The organism is Novosphingobium sp. NDB2Meth1, assembly GCF_900117425.1.
Taxonomy (GTDB): domain Bacteria; phylum Pseudomonadota; class Alphaproteobacteria; order Sphingomonadales; family Sphingomonadaceae; genus Novosphingobium.
The window spans coordinates 15,896-38,486 of record NZ_FPEH01000011.1 but is presented as its reverse complement, the minus strand read 5'-3'; the positions used below and the strand labels follow the sequence as shown (position 1 = coordinate 38,486).

General features: G+C 59.9%; 17 protein-coding genes. 6 read left to right on the top strand and 11 right to left on the bottom strand.

What is annotated here, in order from left to right:
* Window position 1: 1 nt before the first annotated feature.
* The 4 genes from trbE to trbB are packed head-to-tail and all read right to left on the bottom strand — an operon-like array spanning window position 2 to window position 4,071.
* On the bottom strand, window positions 2-2,479 hold the full coding sequence (gene trbE, locus NDB2M1_RS00335) for a conjugal transfer protein TrbE (protein ID WP_066528290.1): 2,478 nt from the start codon (window positions 2,477-2,479) through the stop codon (window positions 2-4).
* Window positions 2,480-2,483: 4 nt separating this feature from the next.
* Entirely contained in the window at window positions 2,484-2,759 is a 276-nt protein-coding gene (locus NDB2M1_RS00330) for a VirB3 family type IV secretion system protein (protein WP_066528291.1), read from the bottom strand.
* Entirely contained in the window at window positions 2,759-3,091 is a 333-nt protein-coding gene (locus tag NDB2M1_RS00325; protein WP_066528292.1) for a TrbC/VirB2 family type IV secretion system protein, read from the bottom strand. Before NDB2M1_RS00325 ends, NDB2M1_RS00330 begins: the two co-directional genes overlap by 1 nt.
* A complete protein-coding gene (gene trbB, locus NDB2M1_RS00320) occupies window positions 3,088-4,071 on the bottom strand; it encodes a P-type conjugative transfer ATPase TrbB (protein WP_072379960.1) in 984 nt (327 codons plus the stop codon). The genes NDB2M1_RS00325 and trbB overlap by 4 nt, the downstream gene beginning before the upstream one ends.
* Window positions 4,072-4,344: 273 nt before the next feature.
* On the opposite strand from trbB, the gene NDB2M1_RS00315 reads away from it, so the two are divergent.
* From NDB2M1_RS00315 to NDB2M1_RS00305, 3 genes are read left to right on the top strand one after another with little or no spacing between them, the layout of a single operon-like run.
* Window positions 4,345-4,653, top strand: coding sequence for an XRE family transcriptional regulator (locus tag NDB2M1_RS00315; protein WP_253185731.1), 309 nt, complete (start codon window positions 4,345-4,347; stop codon window positions 4,651-4,653).
* Window positions 4,650-7,787 carry an HsdM family class I SAM-dependent methyltransferase gene (locus NDB2M1_RS00310; protein ID WP_223806841.1) on the top strand — a complete coding sequence of 1,046 codons (3,138 nt, stop codon included), beginning with the start codon at window positions 4,650-4,652 and terminating at the stop codon, window positions 7,785-7,787. The genes NDB2M1_RS00315 and NDB2M1_RS00310 overlap by 4 nt, the downstream gene beginning before the upstream one ends.
* Window positions 7,787-8,452, top strand: coding sequence for a hypothetical protein (locus tag NDB2M1_RS00305; RefSeq protein WP_240884045.1), 666 nt, complete (start codon window positions 7,787-7,789; stop codon window positions 8,450-8,452). Before NDB2M1_RS00310 ends, NDB2M1_RS00305 begins: the two co-directional genes overlap by 1 nt.
* Before the next feature lie 69 nt (window positions 8,453-8,521).
* Here NDB2M1_RS00305 and NDB2M1_RS00300 read toward each other — a convergent pair whose 3' ends face one another.
* On the bottom strand, window positions 8,522-9,649 hold the full coding sequence (locus NDB2M1_RS00300) for a DUF3800 domain-containing protein (protein WP_072378584.1): 1,128 nt from the start codon (window positions 9,647-9,649) through the stop codon (window positions 8,522-8,524).
* 38 nt (window positions 9,650-9,687) lie between these two features.
* Here NDB2M1_RS00300 and NDB2M1_RS00295 point away from each other — a divergent pair, with 38 nt between their 5' ends.
* A complete protein-coding gene (locus NDB2M1_RS00295; protein ID WP_072378582.1) occupies window positions 9,688-11,268 on the top strand; it encodes an endonuclease NucS domain-containing protein in 1,581 nt (526 codons plus the stop codon).
* Window positions 11,269-11,317: 49 nt separating this feature from the next.
* On the opposite strand, the gene NDB2M1_RS00290 is transcribed toward NDB2M1_RS00295, so the two are convergent.
* Together NDB2M1_RS00290 and NDB2M1_RS00285 are read right to left on the bottom strand one after the other, a co-directional pair.
* Window positions 11,318-12,700 (bottom strand): hypothetical protein, encoded by a 1,383-nt coding sequence (locus NDB2M1_RS00290; RefSeq protein WP_143146567.1) that lies wholly within the window; start codon window positions 12,698-12,700, stop codon window positions 11,318-11,320.
* Between the two features lie 102 nt (window positions 12,701-12,802).
* Window positions 12,803-14,248: a caspase family protein gene (locus tag NDB2M1_RS00285; protein ID WP_082745539.1), complete on the bottom strand. Its 1,446-nt coding sequence runs from the start codon at window positions 14,246-14,248 to the stop codon at window positions 12,803-12,805.
* A gap of 468 nt (window positions 14,249-14,716) precedes the next feature.
* Between NDB2M1_RS00285 and NDB2M1_RS00280 the strand changes: the two genes are divergently transcribed.
* Window positions 14,717-18,175, top strand: coding sequence for an Eco57I restriction-modification methylase domain-containing protein (locus tag NDB2M1_RS00280; protein WP_143146566.1), 3,459 nt, complete (start codon window positions 14,717-14,719; stop codon window positions 18,173-18,175).
* A gap of 187 nt (window positions 18,176-18,362) precedes the next feature.
* Window positions 18,363-18,860, top strand: coding sequence for a hypothetical protein (locus tag NDB2M1_RS00275; RefSeq protein ID WP_072378579.1), 498 nt, complete (start codon window positions 18,363-18,365; stop codon window positions 18,858-18,860).
* A gap of 69 nt (window positions 18,861-18,929) precedes the next feature.
* Here NDB2M1_RS00275 and NDB2M1_RS00270 read toward each other — a convergent pair whose 3' ends face one another.
* The 4 genes from NDB2M1_RS00270 to NDB2M1_RS00255 all read right to left on the bottom strand — a co-directional run bounded on the left by NDB2M1_RS00270 (window position 18,930) and on the right by NDB2M1_RS00255 (window position 22,542).
* The gene (locus NDB2M1_RS00270) at window positions 18,930-19,319 is read right to left on the bottom strand and encodes a CopG family transcriptional regulator (RefSeq protein ID WP_066531904.1); all 390 of its coding nucleotides are present in this window, start codon (window positions 19,317-19,319) and stop codon (window positions 18,930-18,932) included.
* On the bottom strand, window positions 19,316-21,304 hold the full coding sequence (locus NDB2M1_RS00265; RefSeq protein WP_066531901.1) for a conjugal transfer protein TraG: 1,989 nt from the start codon (window positions 21,302-21,304) through the stop codon (window positions 19,316-19,318). Before NDB2M1_RS00265 ends, NDB2M1_RS00270 begins: the two co-directional genes overlap by 4 nt.
* A gap of 112 nt (window positions 21,305-21,416) precedes the next feature.
* On the bottom strand, window positions 21,417-22,118 hold the full coding sequence (locus NDB2M1_RS00260; RefSeq protein ID WP_066531899.1) for an RES family NAD+ phosphorylase: 702 nt from the start codon (window positions 22,116-22,118) through the stop codon (window positions 21,417-21,419).
* Window positions 22,105-22,542, bottom strand: coding sequence for an antitoxin Xre-like helix-turn-helix domain-containing protein (locus NDB2M1_RS00255; RefSeq protein WP_066531908.1), 438 nt, complete (start codon window positions 22,540-22,542; stop codon window positions 22,105-22,107). The genes NDB2M1_RS00260 and NDB2M1_RS00255 overlap by 14 nt, the downstream gene beginning before the upstream one ends.
* Window positions 22,543-22,591: the final 49 nt, after the last annotated feature.

Here is a 22,591-nt window from a genome sequence, read left to right as displayed (position 1 = left end):
ACTACTCCTGGGATTGGTCCGACCGCGGACCGGGCTTGAGAAGGGGCGAGGGGGCGGGCAGCAGCTCGGCTGCCCAGGCGAGGCCGCGATGGCGCAGCCAGCGCGCAGCAAAGTCAGCGCAGCCGTGCACGCCCGTGATCGCATCGATCGCGAGCTGGTCGGCCTTTGATGAGGTGGCGGTGAAGGCGAGCGCGACCTCGCCAAGGCCAAGTTCGAACAATCGGTTGCCGCGCGCCGACTGGCAGTAATAATCGCGCTTGGGCGCCGCCCGCGCGATGATCTCAATCTGCCGGTCGTTGAGGCCAAAGCGGCGATAGATTGCCAATATCTGCGGCTCAATCGCGCGTTCGTTGGGGAGGAAGATGCGGGTAGGGCAGCTCTCGATGATGGCAGGAGCGATCGCCGAGCTTTCGATGTCGGCGAGGCTCTGGGTTGCAAACACCACGCTCGCATTCTTCTTGCGCAGCGTTTTGAGCCATTCGCGCAGTTGTGCGGCAAAGGCGGGGCTGTCGAGGACAAGCCAGCCCTCGTCGATGATGATCATTGTCGGCGAGCCGTCGAGCCGGCCTTCGATGCGGTGGAACAGGTAGGAGAGCACGGCAGGGGCTGCGGCCGAGCCGGTCAGCCCTTCGGTCTCGAAGGCCTGAAAGCTGGCTTCCCCCAGATGTTCGCTCTCGGCATCAAGCAGCCGTCCGAACGGCCCGCCAATGCAATAGGGTGTCAGGGCCTGTTTCAATGCTTGTGACTGCAGGAGCACAGCGAGCCCGGTAAGCGTGCGCTCGGCAATCGGAGCGGTGGCGAGGGAAGTCAGCGCCGACCAGAGATGCTCCTTGGTCGCGGGATCGATAGTCACGCCTTCGGCAGTGAGGATCGCCTGAAGCCATTCGGCCGCCCAGTTGCGCTCTGCCGGTTCGTCGATCCGCGCCAGCGGTTGCAAGAGCACCGTGCCATTGCTGTCCTCAGCCAGGCCGGAACCCGTCAACGAGTTGCCGAGGTCCTGCCAGTCCCCACCGCAGGCCAGCGCCGCTGCACGGATCGATCCGCCGAAGTCGAAGGCAAAGACCTGGGCGCGATCATAACGCTGAAGCTGCAGCGCCATCAGCGCGAGTAGCACCGACTTGCCTGCCCCGGTCGGCCCGACGATCAGCGTATGCCCGACATCGCCGACATGAAGCGAAAACCGGAACGGGGTCGAGCCTTCGGTCCGCGCATAGAATAATGGGGCGGCGTTGAAGTGTTCGTCCCGTTCCGGCCCGGCCCACACAGCCGACAGGGGGATCATGTGGGCGAGGTTGAGCGTGGAGATCGGCGGTGTCCGGACATTGGCGTAGACATGGCCGGGAAGCGATCCGAGCCAGGCCTCTACCGCGTTCATGCCTTCGACGATCACGGTGAAGTCGCGGCCCTGGATGACCTTCTCGACCAGACGCAGCTTCTCCGCTGCCAGCGCCGGATCCTCGTCCCAGACGGTGACGGTGGCGGTGACATAGGCTTGGCCGACAAAATCCGATCCGAGCTCCTGCAGCGCAGCATCGGCATCGGCGGCCTTGTTCGAGGCATCGCTGTCGAGCAGCGTCGAAGCCTCGTTGGTCATCACCTCCTTGAGGATGCTTGCGACCGACTTGCGCTTGGCGAACCATTGCCGCCGGATCTTGGCGGTCAGTTTGGTGGCATCGGTCTTGTCGAGCATCACTGCGCGGGTCGACCAGCGATAGGCGAAGGCGAGCCGGTTGAGCTCGTCGAGCAGACCCGGGAAGGTGCTGCTGGGAAAGCCGACCACGGTCAGCGTGCGCAGATGCGCGCGACCGAGGCGCGGCTCGAGCCCGCCGGTCAGCGGCTCATCGGCCAGCAGCGCGTCCAGATGCATCGGGATCTCGGGAACGCGGACGCGGTGACTGCGGGTGGAGACGCAGCTGTGCAGGTAGGTCAGCGTCTCACCGTCGTCGAGCCATGCCACCTCGGGCACAAAGCCATCGATCAGACGCAGCAGGCGCTCGGTGCGGTCGACGAAGAGGTCGAGCAGTTCTTTGGGATTGATGCCCTTTTCGGCCTTGCCCTCGTAGAGCCAGCTTTCGGTGCGGGCCGCATCTTCGGCGGGCGGCATCCACAACAGGGTCAGGAAATAGCGGCTCTCGAAATGGGCGCCTTCCTCGGCAAATTGCGCTGCGCGCTCGCGCTCGACCAGCGCCGAGGCCGGATCGGGAAAGTCGCTATCGGGGTAATCCAGCGCCGGGCGGCGCACCGCCTCAACGAAAATGGCCCAGCCTGAACCCAGTCGCCGCAGCGCGCTGTTCAGGCGCGCGGTCGTAGCGATCAGCTCTGCGGGCGTCGCGCTGTCGAGATCGGGACCGCGAAAGCGGGCCGAGCGCTGGAAGCTGCCGTCCTTGTTGAGCACCACGCCGGGTGCGACCAGCGCGGCCCAGGGCAGGAAGTCGGCAAGCCGGTCGGCCTTGTTCCGGTATTCGCGAAGCGAGAGCATGGGCTCAGACCCTCAGGAAAGTGGGAAAGCGCAGATGCCGCCGCGCGACATCGACGAATTGCGGATCGCGCCGCGCCGCCCAGACCGAGACCATGTGCCCGAGCGCAAAGATCACCACGCCGGCGATCCACAGGCGCAGGCCCAGCCCAATCGCAGCGGCCAGCGTCGCATTGGCGATCGCCAGCCCGCGCGGTGCGCCGCCGAGCAGGATATGCTCGGTCAGCGCGCGGTGAACCGGTACGACAAAGCCCGGCACGGCTTCCGGCGGCATGGTCTCCATCAGACGAGAGCCCCGCCGCCGAACGAGAAGAACGACAGGAAGAAGGAGGAGGCGGCAAAGGCGATCGACAGGCCGAACACAATCTGGATCATCCGTCGCGCCCCGCCCGAGGTGTCGCCGAAAGCGAGTGCCAGGCCAGTCGCAATGATGATCATGACCGCAACGATCTTGGCGACAGGCCCCTGGATGGATTCAAGGATCGACTGGAGCGGCGCTTCCCACGGCATCGACGAACCCGCCGCGTGAGCAGGGCCCGCGATGGAAAGAGCAACAAAGCTGCCGAGCATGGCAGCGGAGAGGCGGGCACGGGCGCGCGATAGGGTCTGGATCACGATGAAACTCCTGTGGCTGGGGGTGTGATGGGGCGGATGGTGTAGTCGCTGTGGGCATCGAGGCCGGTGACCTCGGCGAGTTCGGCAAGGCGCCGTCCGGTCCCGTCGCGGACAAGGACAGCGATGACGTCGATGGTCTCGGCGATCAGGGCGCGCGGCACAGTGACGACGCTTTCCTGGATCAGCTGCTCCATGCGCCGCAGGACCCCAAGCGCGGATCCTGCGTGGATCGTGCCGACGCCGCCGGGATGGCCGGTGCCCCAGGCCTTGAGCAGGTCGAGCGCTTCGGCACCGCGCACCTCGCCGATCGGGATTCGGTCGGGCCGCAGCCGCAGGGCCGAGCGGACCAGGTCGGAGAGCGTGACCACGCCGTCTTTGGTGCGCAGCGAGACGAGATTGGGCGCGGCGCATTGCAGCTCGCGGGTGTCTTCGATCAGGACCACGCGGTCGTCGGTCTTGGCAACTTCGGCCAAGAGCGCGTTGGTGAGGGTGGTCTTGCCGGTCGACGTGCCGCCAGCGACCAGAATGTTCTTTCGGGCCGCAACGGCGCGAACCAGCGCGTCGGCCTGCCATGGAGAAATGATCTTCGCTGCGACATAATCAGCGAGCGTGAATACCGCGACAGCGGGCTTGCGGATCGCGAAGCTCGGCGCAGCCACCACCGGCGGCAGCAGACCTTCGAAGCGCTCGCCCGTATCGGGAAGCTCGGCCGAAACGCGCGGTGCCTTGGCATGAACCTCGGCTCCGACATGATGCGCCACCAAGCGGATGATCCGTTCGCCATCGGCAGCGCACATCGCGCTTCCCGTATCGGCGATCCCGGCTCCGAGCCGGTCGATCCAGAGCCGCCCGTCGGGATTGAGCATGACCTCGATGACCGAGGCATCTTCAAGCCAGACGGCGATCTCCGGCCCGAGCGCAGTGCGCAGCATACGCGCTCCGCGCGACGATGCTTGCGACGGGATGGGGATCACGCTCATAAATTGCCTCGTGTCGGCGAGGCAACCGATCATCGGCTGCGCTCGTGAGACGGATCAAAGAGACATCAAAGCGGGTGAATGCAACAGCGAGTTGCGGGCGGCGTATCGTAGCGGAAAGGCAGAAAGGCTAGCGTAGTTAGAGCCTCAAATGACCGCTAGGTTGGACTGTGCTGACTGTCCGGTTTTAGGAGCGCAAACGCGGTAACTCGCCATTCGTTCAGAGTGGCGAACCGGGTAGACACTCATCTTTTTATGTGCCATTCTCATAAAAACATGAGGATTGCCAAGTTCGAAATGTCGTATGACGATTTCATATCAGAGTTGGGAAAGGCGGGTCTGAGCGTCCGGGACTTCGCCGCACTGTTGGGCATGAGGGCAAATTCCGTTTCAAATTATTCGAAGCGCGGCGAGGTGTCCTCGCATCTCGGAATAATCGCGGCGCTCCTTGCTGAGCTTCGCCTCAATGGTATCCCCTACAATCCCGTTTTCAATCGCGTCGATGTGAACAAGAAAAAGTCTCGCGGAAGCGCGACAAAGGGTAAATTCGGTGGTGATCCGCAAACGCAGATGGAGTTGTCGTGACTGACCGTCCTGCTCTGTCGCTTGATCGCACGCATGAAGTACTTGGCTGGCCCGAGCCGGATGCCATTATGCATCCGTCCGGAGCGGGCGCGTCGGTGTTCGCTTCGCTAGTTCGAAACAAGATCGGTCGTGCGCTTCATAGGGTGTGCGACGGCGATGAAACCCGAGTCGGGGTCCTCATGGCCAATCCTGATGCACGTTCATCCGAACCACCTTTGGCTGTCGTTGCCGAGTTCCGGAACGGTCCCAGCGAGGCCAGTCTTAGGGAGCTACAGCGGCTGTGTTGGAACTTTTCTCATGTCCCCATACTGGTCACGATCGAGCCATCGCTGTTGCGGGTATGGAGTTGCTGCGAGGCACCCGACCCGAACCGCGCGCTCGAAGATTACCTGGTGCGCGACCTGCGAGCGGACGAACTCCACGCCGATAGCGCGCATGCCCTTGAGTTGCAGGCTGCACGGGCGCTGCATTGGATTAACTTGGTGTCCGGCGCATTCTTTTCCGAACACTCGACTCGCTTTGATCGCGATGGTCGCGCCGACCAGATGCTGCTTGGTAACCTACGGCACATTCGTGGGCAGCTCTCACAGCTGGGGCTAACGAATGACGATATTTGCCATGACCTTCTCGCACGGATTATTTTCGTGCAGTTCCTGTTCGATCGGAAGGATCAGGATGGAAACCCGGCGCTGACCGTTGCAAGCCTGCACCGGCTGCAACGGGAGGGTGTACTTGCAAAGGTGCATGACTCTTTCCACGGGCTGCTTTCCGATTATGCCGACACCTATCACCTGTTTGACTGGCTCAATGCCAAATTCAATGGGGACTTGTTTCCCGGTAAGGGTGCAACAGCGGAGGAGCGCGCAGTTGGCTGGGCAACCGAAAAGCAGGTCGTCAAACCGAAACACCTTTCGCTCTTGGCGGATTTTATCCGGGGCGATCTGGACATGCCTGCCCGGCAGATGTGTCTCTGGCCACAATATGCTTTCGACGTCATCCCGCTCGAATTCATCAGTAGTATTTATGAGACGTTCGTTACGGAGCGTGCTGCGCGCGACGGCATTTTTTACACCCCACCATACCTTGTCGATTTCGTCCTTGACGAAGTTCTTCCGTGGGATGGTGCTGAATGGGATCTCAAGATCATCGATCCCTCATGCGGATCGGGTGTCTTTTTGGTCAAAGCCTTCCAGCGGCTTGTTCATCGGTGGAGGAATGCGAATCCGGACAAGCTAATTCGAGCGGAGACTCTTCGGCGCTTGCTGGAGCGAAACATATTCGGTGTTGATATCGATCCGCACGCCGTTCGCGTGGCATGTTTCAGTCTATACCTGGCGATGTGTGATGAGATAGAGCCGAGGCATTATTGGACCCAAGTGATATTTCCGACGATGCGCCAGCGCAGGCTGATTTGCGCGGACTTTTTTGATGAGAGCCATGAAGGCTTTCGGTCAAAGGACGATGAACAGTCCTATCATCTGGTCATCGGCAACGCCCCTTGGGGCGACGGCGTTATCACCGATATCGCCAAGGTCTGGGCGAGCGATCCCTCGCACAAATGGCCGGTTGCCAACAATGACATTGGCGGCCTGTTTCTGGCGAAGGCCGCAGTACTTTCGAAGCCTGAAGGCAGGATTGCCTTGATACAATCGGCAAACTCGCTCCTATTCAACATTAGCGGTCCGGCAGTAGAATTTCGGAAGGCGCTGTTCTCCCAGCACAGAGTGCGGAAGATCTATAACCTGTCCGCGCTGCGGTTTAGCGTCTTCAAGCGAAAGACGCATACCAAAGAGACATCGGTATCGCCTTGTTGCGTCGCTATCCTTGAGCGAACCGCGCCATCGCGGGAAGACGTCATAAGCTACGTCAGCCCCAAGCACACCGTGCCTCTACTGGACGAGTTCACAATCGTCATCGAGCCGCAAGACCGCAAAACGCTGACAGTCGCCGAGGCGATCGAAGATCCCGCGATATGGTCAAAGCTGATGTGGGGAACGAGGCGCGACCTTCAACTCGTCGATAAGTTGAATACTTTTCCGACCGTGGAAAAAATTGATGGCTTGGTAAGTCGGCAGGGCGTGAAGTTTGGCGATAGGAAAAAAACCATCGCTGCGTATAAAGATATGCAGATATTTAACGATAGGATGTTTCCCTTTGATAGTACGTTTCCGTTCTTAGACGTCGAGGGATTTCCTCGGTTTGGCAATGTAGCAGTGGATTCCCGTGCTTCTACGGATGTTGCGGCCTTTGCATGGCCGCAGCTTATCGTAAAACAGAGCTGGAATAAGCCGAGTGGTCGCTTTCATGCCCGGTTGACTCGTTCTGCGCGTCAAACCGGACTTCTCTGCAACGAAAGCTACTATTCCCTGCATTCAGCCTGCCGCAGTGATCTTGAAGCGGCCTGCTTGGTTTTCAACAGCTATCTGGCTGTATATTTTCTTCTACTTACGAGCGGCAGGTTTGTGTTCATCCCCAAGCCGTCGAAGTCGGAGCTTCTCGGCCTGCCCCTGCCGCCGCGCGCTCCCGACCAACTCGGTGAAGTCCGCTCTCATGCGGAGATCGATCCAATCGTGTTTGAATTGTTCAACCTCAAGGACGCTGAACGCGTGCTTATCGAGGACATGATGGGCTTTACGCTTAGCGACTTTCTTGAAGGTGAGCGGTCGATCGGGAGACAAAGCACCAACGCGGATCACAATGGCGATGAATTGCACCTCCGATCCTATTGCAGCTTCTTTATAAGGGTGCTGAAGGCGGGCTTCGGTGCAGACAAGCCGATCGCTGCGACGATTTTTCAATCTGATAAAGAACGCATGCCGTATCGATTGATTGCCTTCACGCTGGGTGGTGAATCCGCCGAGTCAATCGATGTGAAGAGGATTGGTTCGGCAGAACTGCTGAACGAGTTTCACCAACTGAATCTTGGTTCAAAGGGCAAAGACGGCGGTATCTACAATCAGCGTTTCGTTCGCATCTACGACGCGAGCAGCGGCATACCTACGGTGTTTATCATCAAGCCCGATCAGAAGCGGTTCTGGACCCGTAGCACCGGGCTGCAAGACGCAGACGAGGTTGCTCTCGATCTGTTTACATGGGGGCGGGAAGCGGATGAGAGGCCCGAGGCGGTTCAATGATGTCTGTCGCCGCAGCAGGGACTTTGCCACGCTCAGTCGATCCTGCCTTCGTCCAATTGGCACGATCATGGGTTAAAGATCCTGCACGGCAATTTCTCGCATTCATTTGGCTAGCGTACGAAAATCTTGTCACGTCCGAACCGACCATTGACGGGCGGGACTTGGAGAGAAGCATCACCCAGCTCTTGGAACCGCGTGTGAGAGACGCGATGACTGGGGATGAACCCTTCTACGTCCAGCACGGCCCCTTCGAGCGTGAAACGATGAGAGCCCCGCCCGCTCAACCGCCCGAATACGACTTGGCCTTCGTACTTCGGGCCGACGAACGGATCATGTGGCCGCTTGAAGCCAAGGTGCTTGAGACGCCGGGCAGCGTGGCCGCTTACGTGCGTGACGTGACTGACGAATACCTGACATGCCGATACGCGCCGTTTTCGGAATCGGGGGCAATGCTGGGCTATCTTCTGGCCGGGACGCCTAATGACGCGCTCAAAGCGATCGCCGGGAAGCTGGGAGTTGCGCTTGAGGAGGTGACCGATTTGCCCACGGAAACGAATAGGTGGTCGAAGCATGTGCGGACCGTACCGGCTGGAAAGCCATATCCTCCCGAATTTTGGTGCTATCACTTAATTTTGGAATTTCCGTCCTTGCATCGAAGTCATTGAAGCCGAGGTTCCTCCTTGGAAGGCTATACTCAGCGAAATCGATTAAACCCGTGGGCGAACGATTCAATTTCATCTCTCAAAAGTGAGAGCTTCACCCTCAAGTACGAAGCTGGCGCGATGGCGATCCTTAGCGGAGATAACGTATTGCGCGAACGCCGGGCATTCGTCGGCTGATGCGTCGAGCAATCGAGCCAGAAGCCTGAGACTGCGCCGCTGTTGATTCGTTAAGTTGGCCATCTCCTCCTCGAGTTCGTCGAGCGGCGTGCGATTGAGATGGCTGAACAGCTTGCCAAGTAGTCCTGCTACAGGGTCAGACAACTGCACGCCTGGCTCGGACTGGGAATTGGCAAACCGGAAGTGGCGGAGCGGAACGCCGTTGTCGTTCAAGGGGAGCGATTCGAGATATGCCTCGATCTGCTTTTCGTCGTCGAGGATGTGCTGCGCCTTCGTGAAGAGACAAAGCCGATTCAAAAAGAACGAGCCAAAGCCGTCGATAAGGACGTTGGGCGTCTCGTCTTCCAGATAGGGCAGGGACTCCAGTCCCCTGGACGCCTGCAACAAGCCCTTCAACATATAGAAGGGGAAATGCTCGAGCAGCGGCTCGCGATGCTCGACCAGGTCCCGCAGCTCGGCAATGAAGGCCGACCGGCGCTCGCGTCCGACATCTGGGTAGTTGTAGCGGCCGAGCAGCTCGGCGGTGCCGTCTACATCGTCGCACAGCACGGTATAGAGGCTATCCTTAAGGAGCAAATGCGCCGCCATCAGCACCGGCTCGCCGACTTCTGTGACGATCGAATCCACGATGTCGACGATCGACCAATAAAGCAGATCGATCACTTGATAGTGCAGCAGAAACTTTTTCGCCGTCAGCCAGTCGAGTAACGTCTCGACCTTCGATGAGGCGAGCAGATCGAGGAAACCGCCGGCGCCTAAATGCTTCAGCTTGATCTCTTTCACCGATGGCTGGAGGCGCAGCGCTGCATGAAGCTCGGCGAGGGCGATCGGCCGCGGCGAACCTCGATGAACGATCCCGCCCAGCACGAAACAGTCCGGTCGGCGGATATTCATCCCGGCCGATGTGAGATGCAGCTTTCGGACGTTGTTTGTCTCATCGTAATAGAAGGTATAGCGCTCATCGACGTTTGGCAGGTCGTAAGCCGCCAGAATGGAATCTCTCATCTCGTTTACGTCGATCATTCTCCCTCGATACATCGATCTCGGCTATCAACCGAGTCATGAACAGCTCGCCGGATAAAAATGCACCGAAGCCGGTATTGAACCTCTTTTCCAATGAAGACGAGTTTCGAGACCATCTAGCCGAGCGGATGGAACTCATTGAGCCTGGGCTTGTGCATCTCAAAACCGAGTACGTGCTCGACAACGCCAACGGATCTGGGGGACGCATCGATATCCTTGCTCGCGATGCGTTCGATCACATCGTTTGCGTCGAGATTAAGCGCAGCGACAACAGCGCTCGCGGCACACTGAATGAGCTGAGCAAATACGTTACCCTTCTCGTGGAGCGAGACAGGGTCCCGAGAGAGATGATCCGTTGCGTCGTCGTCTCGACCCATTGGAGTGAACTGCTCCTGCTGCTGTCATATTTTGCGTATTCGGCCAGCGTCGATGTCACGGCGCTGCAGGCCAAGTCAGAAGCCGGTGCTGTAGTTCTGCGGCCGATTGCGCTCAAGACGCTGCGATTCCTCCCGCAGCTCAGTCCCGACATGGACTTGATTTGGTTCGACACAAGCGAGCCGCGGGAGCGCTACGTCGCCTTTATCAGGTCACGCGCATCTCGATTGCAGTTCGTGCGGCTCGCCCTGCTGCTGTTCGAACCCAAGGAGCCGCTGGGAGCGGGACGATCGCCCTATCCCATGATAATTTGTGTATGGCGCGTGCCGGACGGAGTCCACGATCGCATCGAGGCGATAATTGGCAAACGGATCGGGGAGGACTTCCCCTATGCGGCCCGCGGCTGGGAGCCCGAAGCAGATGCGAAGGGCTGGATTGGCGACGTCCCGCACGATCAGCTTCCAGAATTTGCCAACGGCTGGACCCACGGAAACCCGGAAATGCTCCATGCGCTGCAGGAGCGCTACGCGCTGCATCGCGTTGAACGGGTCGGCGACTGGCCGAAACTCGAATTCATCAACGATGACGCCAGGATCCTGAGCGCGGCCTTGGCCGTGTCACCGCTCGGGGGGAGCGAGCGACCGAACCGGCACAGCTACCGCGCGACTGTCACGCCTGCCGTTGCAACGTCGTGGAAGATGGCAACGGACGCTTTCCTCGGGTTCATCGCGTTCGAGCCGGTCTGGCATGAGGCGGCGCGCGCGTATCTGGAGCGGCTTTCGGGTAGCGACGTTAGCGTCGATTTGCACGCCTTCGACAAAAAGCATCTGGCGTATGCAATCCACCAAGCTCAGTCGCATAAGCAAACAATGCTAGGCTATTTCGAGATCATCGTACGCGTAGGCGACACCGTGCTCAAGGGGCTGCATGGATACTATACCTGGGACGGCAAGACCTGCCCGGCCGATGCACGAGCAACGATAAACCAGGTCTATGGTGACGTCGTCTGGGCGAGGCTGAGTATGGAAAGTGCGGTCGATAACGGCCGATACGAGTCGGCCAACGAACTCCACGGCTTCTTGCCGGTCGTTGACTGGCTGCACGAAAACGGATCGCTCCACGGCAGCCCGCCACCCTTTCGGCATTCGATCCAAGATTTCCTGACCGCCAACCCCGAGTATTGCCGCCAGGTCTCGGACGTCCTTAAGCAAGTAGGCCGCTTGCCGACTGATCCCTCGGCGTAGTCCGCTGTGCCCAGTTCGGTCAGCGGCGAGACTGAGGCGGGGCTCCCGACTATGATCGGTCGAGCGGATACTGGCTGGCCGGATCCCAGTGGACGCCGCGATTGATCTTGATCTCGGGAGTCAGCAGCATGTGATATGGTAGCGGCTCGCGTGTTCCATGACGTCCTACGCGATAGGAGGCCGAGGTTTCCTCGATCGCCCAGCTCTCATCCGACCGTGTTGTGACTTCAGGCGCAACATACTCGCCGTAGACCCATCGCAGGCGCGTATCGCCCGGATCGAAGTCGAGCATCTCAAGCTTGTTGCGGAAATGTCGGACGCCGTCAGCCGTGCCACCCGCCCAGGATTCAACGCCGACATGAACAACACCGGGCCGATCCTTGGGAAGCTGTGCGGCCGCTTTCGCCACTGTTGATCGGAAATGCCGCGCCTTCTGGCGGATCGCCTCCCGCGATTGATTACGCCACCCAATAACACTGGCGTGATAGACCATGTCCGCCCAGAATGGACGGCTGAGGCTCGGTCGCCACTTCCCGGCCATTGAATGCGCGAAGTCGTGGTCATACTGGCCGATAAGCAATTCTATCATTCTGCTCGAACCGTAGTAAACCTCGTCCTTGGCAAGAACGCGATGCGCCAGCGACCAGTCAATTTCGCGGATAGTGCCTATGCCATGGCCATCGCGCCAATAATTCGGCCCAACGCCGTTCAGATAGTCCGATGCATGCCGGGCAAGGTAATCGTCAGGGATCGCACTTAGCTCGGCATCGTACGCGACCTGCATGTAGATTGACCGATAGGCTTCTAGCGAAAGCCGATGGACGGGCTGAGCCAGAACCTGGCCGCGAGTACGTTCCCGCGCATCGTAACTCGAACGGTCCATACGCTTGCACTCAACAGCCCAGCGCTGCCGCCCCTTGCTAACATTGAGGTCGTGGGTCTTGGCGACTCCGGGTCGCTCAGGGACAAAGACTGTATTCCAACCGTCCCGTCGGTATGCAAGCGCGACCAGCAGCTCGAACAGTCCGCCATCGGGCTGGCTCCGATCGGCGTTCATCAGCCGGGCGGCCCGGTCTTCGGCGCCGCCAATCGAAAGCAGCGTGGTCAATTCCTCGCCAATCCGGGTAAAGGTCGGCACCATGCGAACCGCTTCTTCCGGCACCCAGTTCAGGCGATCCGCCGCGTAAGCATTAGCCTGGAAAACGTACCAAGCGGCAGTATCCGCCGGATCATAGAATGGGACGGGATTGCCACGCGCCCAGCTCTCTTTCGCCGCAAGAAAGCGGTCGCGGGTCGCTTCAAGCCGCTGGTGCCAGGTTCGACGCTGGACAAGCTCTGCGAGCCATGCGCTGGCGAGCAGCACATTGTCGTCGCGCCAATCCCATCCGGTCTTCGGCGCCGTCCATTCGGGATCTTTAGGACTTATTCTCATGCTTGCTTTCACGCATACCATTAAACTGGTGTAAGGCGTCCGCGTTCAGCCCAAGGTGTGTGCTGGCATCATGAGAACGTGGCGGGCTGGGCGATGCCGAGCTTACTTGCGTACGGTCCAGCCTAGCGCAATCCGCAGCACCGGTTCTTTCGCCGCCGAATTTGGCGAGTAAGTCAATTTGAGATTGCGCGCGGGCACCGCTAAGTCCTCTGACAACCTTTCAGCGAGTTCGTTTGGTGCAATTGCAAAGTAAATGGGGTCGCCTTCGTCGGTGTCCCACGCGTCATCGCTAACTTTCAGGACGTCGACACCGCCGATGTAGATCGCGTCAACGCGCGGGCCACTCTTCTTCTGAATGGTCGAAATCGTTACTGCCAGATCCTGGCCCTTACCGGGGACAACATGGTAGTCGGCATTGGCAGCGATTAACGCATCAGCAATGAAATCGAAGCTGGTCCTGAAGGTGGGGACGCGCTGCAGATCGAACACCGTGTCGAAGAACTTGCTCTTGATTTTGGTTCGAAGCTTTCCCGAAGCGTCGAAGAAAATCTCGAACAGCATGCCGTCCAGAATTGCCTTGCGCTTCGCCTCTTCATAGGTCGCGGTTCTCGCGACAAAGTCGTTAACATACGATGTTGCTGCGGCCGACGTCCCACATGCGGCCTGATAGATATTGCGACCGAGCACGAAAAGGCTGTCTGGGGCCATCTTGTTGGCCGCCTCGGGCGTAAGGAGTGCCAATGCGGGGTTTTGCCTGTACCAGTCGTGCGTCTTCAGTCCCGCTATGATCTTGTGCGACTTCTTCGCGACGTCGAGGACGAAGAGCCCGTCTGCCAGTGCCGTTCCATCATATTCGGTGATAAGTTTGCCGAGACTCATGTTGAAGTAGAATTCGCCCGCAAGCGATGTATGCTCCCACGAAGTTTGCCTGCTCTTGGTTGCAGCGGCGACCGTGTTTCTAACGCGCTTGAACATCGTTTCTATAGAACAGTCGGGCGCGTCAATGTGGTCAAGCAGTGCGGCCGTGTAGGTTCCGTTTCGACCATCGCCGTCGCCTGCGGTCTCGCCAGGCGACGTCGCGAAGCCGATAATTGTTCCCTTGGGCGCATAGACAGAGGCGAGGCCGCGGGTCGCGGCGCTGCGCTGCCACTTGCGCTCCCAGGGGTTATTGCGGCACGCATCAAGAATGATAATCTTCGTTGCTGCCGTTGACTTCGACATCACGTCCACGACCTTATCCAATGAAAGCGAGCTGTGCTTGGCGTCGGTCTCGCTGTCCATGTCCGTATCAAGCGCTAGCAGATAGTTGCTTCCCTCGATCTGCATGCCGTGTCCGGCAAAAAAGAACAGACCGACATCATGCTTATCGAGTGACGCGCGGAACAGTTTAAGGCTCTTCTCCATTTCCTTCGCAGTGCAGTCGGTCACAACGATCGCTTCGAACCCATAGCCTTTTAGCTTAGCGCCGAAGTCGTCGGCGTCGTGCACCGGGTTCATCAAGTCGTGGCCGTCTGGATAATCGGCATTGCCGATTACGAGGGCAGTCATGCTACGCTTCAAGAACTTTCTCCTGCCGGTAAGGTCGCCTTCTGAGATGCCGGTTGTAAGTTCATTGTACAACAAGGCGATTAACTTCTACTGGCGAAAAGCTCATAATCGCGCCTCAGCATTTACGTTCTGTAGCACCGCGGTTGAGCGGCAGCTGTCCAATGACGACCAGACGCACACGATCCGCGACGGAAACCTACCGATCGTATGCCCCCTAGCCAACTTCGAGATGAACGGACGGCCGCTTTCATAACTCATGAAGGGGTAGCTGTACGGCAGGAAAGTTGGCGCCTGCCGTCGATGTCCCCAATCGCATTTTGCATAGCGCCAATCATACGAGATGTCGTCTGACAATAACAATTCGCTAGGCATCGCAGCGCGATGAAATCTACGCCTGAACCTCCCCGCCAAGGAATCGCTTCATTCCTCCGTCAAAACTGGCTAGCTCGGGCTGACGGGAGGCGGCGGGTGCATCAAGGTGCTTTATTCACAACAGATTGGCTGACGGAAGGGGTCACGGCGACGCCGCAGTGGCAGGCGCTGGATGATGCTCGAATTACGCAATTGTGGGCGCAATCACGCCATTTGCTCGATGAACTTCTAAAGCGCAAAAATCCCACCGAGGCCGATACCGAGCAGAAGTTGATTTACCCGTTACTTGGGCTGCTGGGCTGGGATCATATTTCGGTTCAGCAAAATCTTACCGTCCGCGGGCGCAAAGATGTGCCGGATGCGCTGCTGTTTCCCGATGCAGATGCCGATGCCACCGCTAGTGGGCTGGAGCCGTGGCAGCGGTTCCGCCATGGCTCGGCGCTAGTGGAGGCCAAGCGCTGGGGGCGACCGCTCGATCGGCAAGGCACGGGCGATCAAGGTGTCCCGTCCACCCAAATCATGCACTACCTGCAGCGTGCCAGCGTGGTTACCGAAGGCCGGATGCCATGGGGCATTTTGACCAACGGGCGAAATTGGCGACTGTATTACCAAAACGCGCTTTCGGTTGCCGAAGACTTTTTCGAGATCGACCTTGGCAAGCTGTTCGGTTTGCCTGGTTGCACACCCGAACTTTTTGACGTCGGCATGTCCCCCGAACACGCCTTCCGCCTGTTCGTTCTAGCGTTCGGGCGTGAGGCGTTCCTGCCGACCGACCAAGGCCGCAGCTTCCATCTAATCGCGCTTGATGAAACGAAACGCTGGGAAGAGCGTGTCCGAAAGGATCTCGCCGAAACCGTCTTCTCGAACGTGTTTCCCAAGTTGATCGCAGCGATTCCCTTGGCCGACCCCAATCGACCTGCCGAGATCAATGCGGCCTATGCAGAGGAAGTGCGCTCCTCCGCGCTGTTCCTTCTCTACCGGCTGTTGTTCATTCTCTATGCCGAAGACCGCAATCTTCTGCCCGATGAGACTGGCCCCTATTCGCCTTATTGTCTCACCCGGCTGCGGCAGGAAATCGAGCAACTGGATAATGAGGGTCGCAAGCCCCTGGAGCGGAGCCACGCCTACTGGTCGCGGCTCGAAACGATCTTCGGGGCTATTGCCGAGGGCGACGACAGCCTTGGCATCCCGCCCTATAATGGTGGCCTATTCGATGCGGCGGAATCTCCGCTGCTCTCGCGTATCCGCTTGCCCGACACCGTGTTGGCTGAAGTCATATTGGCACTGTCGCACCGCCGCGAAGACGGGAGACTGCGTTACATCAACTATCGCGATCTTTCGGTGCAGCAGCTGGGTTCAATCTATGAATCCATCCTCGAATATGGCGTGGAGCCAGATCTTGAGGCCCGCAGCGTCAAGCCGCGAGCCGACAATCAGGCCCGCCATCGTTCCGGGTCCTATTACACACCCGAGCCACTGGTTTCGCTGATTATTGAGAAAACGGTCGGCCCGGTAGTTGCGGAAAAACGGGCAGCATTTGAGGCGGCCCACGGACAAGGGCTGAAAGGCGCGGAACTCGCCCAGCATGATCCAGCGATGGCGCTGCTCTCTTTGCGGATTGTTGATCCCGCAATGGGTAGCGGGCATTTTCTGGTCAGCCTGGTCGATTGGCTCTCGGACAAAGTGCTGACCGCGATTGGGGACGCCGAGGAAATTGCGGGCGATAGCTATGCGTCGCCGCTGGTTCAAAACATTGCTGGCCTGCGTGAAGCCATCCTAGCCAACGCGCGCGACCATGGCTGGCCGATTGTCGAGGACCAGCTCGAGGACCGCCACATCGTCCGGCGCATGGTGCTCAAACGCTGCATCCACGGCGTGGATCTCAACCGCATGGCGGTTGAGCTGGCCAAGGTCTCGCTCTGGCTACACAGCTTCACAGTCGGCGCACCGCTGTCTTTCCTCGATCACCATCTGCGCTGCGGCAATTCTGTGCTGGGCGGATGGGTGCGCCCAACAATGGATTGGTTACAGGCGCGCGGATCGCTGATCGCCAACAATCATCTTGCCCCGCTGGCCAATGTCGTGCGGCATATGGAAACCATTGAGGGGCTGACCGATACCGACCTGACCGAAGTGCACCAATCAAAGCAGCTCTTCGGCACCGTCGCGGAATCGAGCCGCCCGCTGAATGCCCTGCTGTCGCTGGTCAAAGCGGACGATCTGATGGGCGTGCTGGAAACCAACGTAAAGCGTCCGCGCGAGACAGCAGCAGCAATCCGCGCCGATGGCGATAAACGCATCGCCGCCATGCCTGAAAAGACTGACAAGGAAAAAGCTGCCAAGGCCAAGGAAATCGAACGGATCGACCGCGCCGTCACCCGCGCCGCAGAGGCCGAGCGCAAGTTCGATCGGGCCGAAGCATTGAAGCTGGTGTTCGAAGGCAGCTTCGGCGACCCGAGCCGTATCGCCAGCGGCGATCTAGCGATCATGGACGGCGATAGCGATGACGGGGCACAGGCCAGCCTGATGCCCGAAGTCAGGCCCGATGATCGCCGCCGCACAATGGCCAGCGGGATCATTGGTGATGCGCTGGGCCATGTGGCGCAGCAAGATTTCTTCAACTGGGAAATCGCTTTTCCCGGTGTCTGGGCAGAGCTTTCATCGAACGCACGCACCGGCGGCTTCGATGCCGTCATCGGCAATCCGCCCTATGTCCGGCAGGAAGAAATCAGCGCGATCAAACCCGCGCTCGCCAAGAGCTTTTCGACCTATGCTGGCACGGCCGACCTCTATGTCTATTTCTATGAACAGGGGATCAAGCTGCTGCGGCCCGGCGGGCGGATGGGCTATGTCGTTACCAACAAATGGCTTAAGACTGGCTATGCAGAGGAACTGCGGCGACTGTTCGCCGAAGATGTCTGGATCGAATTCCTCGCCGATTTCGGCCATGCCAAGCATTTGTTTCCTGATGCAGATGTTTTCCCCTGCGTCATCAGCGTGCGCAAGCCGCTCGGCGAGGACGTGCCCGAAGAGTTCGATCTGGCCGTTATCCCGCGTGACGAGGTTCCGCGTGAAGGGCTGGCGCTGGCGGTGGATGCCGCGACCTACCGGGCAGCGCGATCAGACCTGACAGCAGAGCCCTGGGTGCTGGAGCCGCCGGATGTCGCCGCGCTGCTGCGCAAAATCCGCGAGCGCGGCGTGCCGCTGTCCGAATATGCCGGGGTCAGCCCGCTTTACGGGATCAAGACCGGCTTCAACGAAGCCTTCCTGATCGATACTGCGACGCGTGACCAACTGGTCCGTGACGATCCGGCGGCATCGGAGATCATCAAGCCCTACCTGCGTGGGCAGGATATTGGCCGCTGGTCGCCCGAATGGGCAGGGCTGTGGATGATCTTTGCTCGGCGTGGAGTCGACATTGAACAATACCCCAGCGTCCTGAGGCATCTGCAAGGCTACCGCACTCAGCTGGAACCCAAGCCGGAGAACTGGGTGCCTCCGACAAAGGGGGGCGGAATGGCCGGGAAGGAAAGCAGGGACCTACAAATGGTATGAAATTCAAGACTCCGTCGATTATCATGAGCGGTTCAACGAGCCCAAAATACTCATCCGGCGCATTGCGTTCTACGCGCAAATCTGTGCCGATAATGGCGACAACCTCCTGAATGACTCGGCTCTGATATTGCCGACCACGGACCTTTGGCTACAGGTTTGCATGAATGCCCCAACCGGTTGGTACTTCATGTTCAAGAAGTTCCCGCACAAGAAGGACGAGGCGTTGGCACTCGACATTCCGTACGTGAGGAACTTCCCAATTCCACCGCTGGCTGATGATCAGCGAGATCGTGTCGCGGAATTGGTAGCTCTGGCAAAGCAATCGCAGGATGCGATAAATCGTGCGGAATCGTCATTGGCCGATTGGCTTCAGATCGAGTTTTCAAATGTGCAGGTCAATACCGCCCTCCGCCAAGCCAGCCTCCTCGACAGCGATGGCTTCATTGCCGCTGTCCGTGCCGCTTTGCCCCGCCGCCAGTCGCTGACGCCCACCCAGCTGCGCCAGCTCCGCGATGCCTTTGCCGAAACCGCCGAACCCGCCCGCACCGCGCGCGGCGAACTGCTCGCCCACGAACGCGCCCTCGCGGCCATGGTTGAGCGTGCCTACGGCCTGACGGAAGAAGAAGTCGCGCTGATGTGGCGCACCGCTCCGCCTCGTATGCCCCTTCCGCCTCCTCTTGGTTGACGGCTTGGCAGCGTCAACGCTTAGCTGAATGGCAGAGCGACCCAATTATCAGCGGGAGGAGAGGTCGTTTTAGAGTCGAAAATCGCCCAACCGGGACCGTCCCTCCAATCGGCGCGCGAGTGCTTCAACAAACCCCTCATACCGCTCCTTGCCCTGCGCTTGCGCCGCGGCAAGGCCACTATCGGGCAGGGGCGGATTGGCGGTAAGCCAGAACCGCACGAACAATGCCAACGCCTCTGTGGTGATCTCGGTTTGCTGATCGAGTTGTCCGAGGCGCCGGTCGATGCGGTCAAGGCGGCGGCTGAGCGCCGCTTCGAGCTGTTCAGGGTTGTCAGGCGACATGAATGACCGAAGAGCGGCCTCCACGACATCGGGCTGGCCGACACGCCTCCGCATCGCGAATTCGGCAAGTTGGTCGATCACATCAGGCGGCAGCCGAAACGTACGCTTCAGCTTCACAGTTCGATCCCGTCGCCGAGGTCGAGCGAGGCCTGTCGGGCGCCGCGCTCCATAGTGCGCCGGATGTGGTCGTTGTTTGCGGCTGATTGGTCTGTGTCTGCGCCGTCAGATTCGGCAAAGTCGAATTCCGCTGCAGGAGACTTGGGCCGCGCAACCACTTCGACATGTTCGGGCAGGTCAGGCTCGCGCCGCAAGCCGCCATTGGCAGGATCGATCCTGCGACTACCGTCTTCAGATGACTTGGGGTCTGGCTCGATAGGGGGCAGAGCACTCCAGTCATCGGTTGCGCGCGCCTCGGCGGGTTGGCCGCAGTTCTCGGGTGCGGGCAACACTCGAGACTGCAGCCGCCGATCAGCGTAGTAGCGGGCCTTCTTCGCCTTGATCGGCGGTGCCCCTGACGAGAGCACGACCTCGTCGGTCTGCGGCAGTTGCAAGATTTCGCCCGGCGTAAGGAGTGCGCGCGCCGTTTCAGATCGTGAGATCATCAGGTGACCAAGCCAGGGTGAGAGCCTGTGCCCGGCATAATTTTTCATCGACCGCTGCTCGGTGGTCGTGCCGAGAGCTTCAGAGACCCGTTTGGCTGTGCGCTCATCGTTGGTCGCGAAGGCAACGCGAACATGGCAATTGTCGAGGATGGCATTGTTTTGCCCGTAGGCGCGCTCAATCTGGTTCAGGGACTGTGCAATCAGGAAAGCCTTGAGGCCGTAGCCCGCCATGAAGGCGAGGGCGCTTTCGAAGAAATCGAGCCGGCCGAGGGCAGGGAACTCATCCAGCATGAGCAGAACACGCTGGCGCTTGGTCGCAGGATCGAATTCTTCTGTAAGGCGGCGGCCGATCTGATTGAGGATCAGGCGGATCAGTGGCTTGGTCCGGCTGATGTCGGACGGCGGCACGACCAGATAGAGCGAAGTCGGTCGGCCGCTTGTGAGATCGGCGATCCGCCAATCCGAATGGCTGGTGACCTTTGCTATAACCGGATCGCGATAGAGGCCTAGAAACGACATGGCGGTCGACAGCACGCCTGATCTCTCGTTGTCAGACTTGTTGAGCAGCTCGCGCGCAGCGCTGGCAACGACCGGGTGCGGGCCTGCTTCACCCAGATGCGGGGTGTCCATCATGGCATAGAGCGTGTTCTCAATGGTCTCGTCGGGGTTGGAGAGGAAAGCCGCAACGCCAGCGAGCGATTTGTCAGCGCCGGCGTAAAGCACATGAAGGACGGCCCCAACCAGCAACGCGTGGCTGGTCTTTTCCCAGTGGTTGCGCTTCTCGAGACTGCCTTCGGGATCGACCAGGATGTCTGCGATGTTCTGCACGTCGCGCACCTCATTGAGGCCGCGGCGCACCTCCAGCAGCGGATTGTATGCGGACGATTCAAGACTGGTTGGATCGAAACGCAGCGTGCGGCTGAACGTGCTGCGAAAACCGGCAGTAACATCCCAGTTCTCGCCCTTGATATCATGCACGATTGCCGAGCCTGACCAGGTCAGCAGGGTCGGGATCACGAGGCCGACGCCTTTGCCGGAGCGTGTCGGCGCAAAGCACAGAACATGTTCAGCCCCGTCGTGGCGAAGATAGTTGTTCTGGAACTGTCCGAGCACAACCCCGCTGTCGGCCAATAATCCGGCTTTGCGGATGTCATCGCGGGTTGCCCACCGGGCAGTGCCATAGGTGTTGGCGTTGCGGTTCTCGCGGCCGCGCCAGACGGACATCGCGATGGCCACCACGATTGCCAAGAACCCGCCCAAGGTGGCGATCATTCCCCCCGTGTCGAAAATCTGCGGAGCGTAGGCATCATAGGAGAACCACCACCAGAACAGGTCATAGGGGCGATAGACCGGATGGCCGAACAGTCGGAACCAGGGCGCACCGAGTTCTGGCTGGAACCCAAGCGCCGAGGCTGTCCATTGGGTTGCGGACCAGACGCTCGCAACAATGATGATCAGCACCGCGAGGATCTGACCCCACAGGATTTTGGCAGCCGACATGGCGCAACTCCGCATCGTTCACGCTTACGTCGGTGAGCTTTGGAGAAGTTGGCAAGGGGGGAGTTGGGGCTTGCAGCCCTTGGCGTAGAAACGGACAGGCTGGCGCAGATTGCTAGATCGGCTCCCAGGTATAATCCGGCGTGCCCGACCAGGTCAGCCGAACCATCGCGCCTTGCACCACCGACTGCACGACATTCGGCCATAGTGCGGCGATGCAGGTGCCGCCCGCATGGCGGACCGAGGGGTAGATGATGCCATTGTGGCCCTCGACTCGCGCCTGCGCGGCGAGAACATTGCCAGCAGCATAACCGGTCGCGGGGTCGGCATCGAGCGCGGGATGATCCGCTGCCTCGCGCAGGTCGACGAACACGCCGGCCATACTCGCGAGCATTTCGCCATATTCAACGACCGCGTTGAAGTCGCCTGCGTCAGCGAGTGCCTTAGTCAGGTGGTGCCCGACTTCGGCAATACATGTTTCAACCGCCAGCGCCGCATACCAAGCGCCGCGGTCTGCAGGGTTGAAGCGCATCGGCTCGCGCGGTTTGGCATAGGCGAAGCTGGCATTGATGAAGCGGGCATGAGGCACGCCATGAACCAGTTCTTCGGGGCTGAGTGCGCCAAGCCCGCGTTCCTCGGCAACTAACCGCCCGCTGGTCGCGCCTTCGATCTCGGCGAGCAGCGCCAACTCGTCGGGGTCGTCGGCCAGCGGCGCGAGTACGGCTTCGCGCAGCCGCGCGCTCGCCACAAGCCTGATGGTGCGGGGGAACGCCTCACGCACCAGCGGCAGCGCAGACTGCGGCTCAGAGCCCGCCACGCAGAGCGTCGATATACTGCCGGGTCTCAAGCATCCGGGGGATACCGCCTTCGATCATCGCTTCGACCGGCGACTTCGCGCCGAACACCGGCGCCCGGTTGGGTAGGCGCGGCCAACGGTCGGCCATCGCATCGGCGAACAGCAGGTGCAGCCCCTTGAACACACCGATCAAGGCCGAGGCACGGGTCAGCTGGTCCTGGCTCAAGGTGCCATCCCATTTGCCGGCCTTGATCCGGTCCCATGTGCTCTCGGACACGCCGAGCAGCGCGGCACCTTCGGCATTGCTGCCACCCCAGGCATCGACGAGCCGCAACACGGCCTTGACCGCCGCGCCGGTCAGACGCTTGCGGTCGCCGTCGCTCGAAAAGGTCTGCAGGCCTGCTGCTGCCGGGGCCGTTTGATGGGTGATTGCTGCGCTTGCCATGGTCGTTTCTCCTGACGCGAACATACGCATCACATGGTGCGTTTGTCAA

Excerpts from the sequence above, each read along its gene's own strand:
- NDB2M1_RS00265 (WP_066531901.1), bottom strand. The coding sequence starts at position 21,304 with ATGTCGGCTGCCAAAATCCTGTGGGGTCAGATCCTCGCGGTGCTGATC.
- trbB (WP_072379960.1), bottom strand. The coding sequence starts at position 4,071 with ATGAGCGTGATCCCCATCCCGTCGCAAGCATCGTCGCGCGGAGCGCGT.
- NDB2M1_RS00300 (WP_072378584.1), bottom strand. The coding sequence starts at position 9,649 with ATGATCGACGTAAACGAGATGAGAGATTCCATTCTGGCGGCTTACGAC.
- trbE (WP_066528290.1), bottom strand. The coding sequence starts at position 2,479 with ATGCTCTCGCTTCGCGAATACCGGAACAAGGCCGACCGGCTTGCCGAC.
- NDB2M1_RS00305 (WP_240884045.1), top strand. The coding sequence starts at position 7,787 with ATGTCTGTCGCCGCAGCAGGGACTTTGCCACGCTCAGTCGATCCTGCC.
- NDB2M1_RS00275 (WP_072378579.1), top strand. The coding sequence starts at position 18,363 with ATGTTCAAGAAGTTCCCGCACAAGAAGGACGAGGCGTTGGCACTCGAC.
- NDB2M1_RS00315 (WP_253185731.1), top strand. The coding sequence starts at position 4,345 with ATGAGGATTGCCAAGTTCGAAATGTCGTATGACGATTTCATATCAGAG.
- NDB2M1_RS00330 (WP_066528291.1), bottom strand. The coding sequence starts at position 2,759 with ATGGAGACCATGCCGCCGGAAGCCGTGCCGGGCTTTGTCGTACCGGTT.
- NDB2M1_RS00255 (WP_066531908.1), bottom strand. The coding sequence starts at position 22,542 with ATGGCAAGCGCAGCAATCACCCATCAAACGGCCCCGGCAGCAGCAGGC.
- NDB2M1_RS00295 (WP_072378582.1), top strand. The coding sequence starts at position 9,688 with ATGAACAGCTCGCCGGATAAAAATGCACCGAAGCCGGTATTGAACCTC.
- NDB2M1_RS00290 (WP_143146567.1), bottom strand. The coding sequence starts at position 12,700 with ATGAGAATAAGTCCTAAAGATCCCGAATGGACGGCGCCGAAGACCGGA.
- NDB2M1_RS00285 (WP_082745539.1), bottom strand. The coding sequence starts at position 14,248 with ATGACTGCCCTCGTAATCGGCAATGCCGATTATCCAGACGGCCACGAC.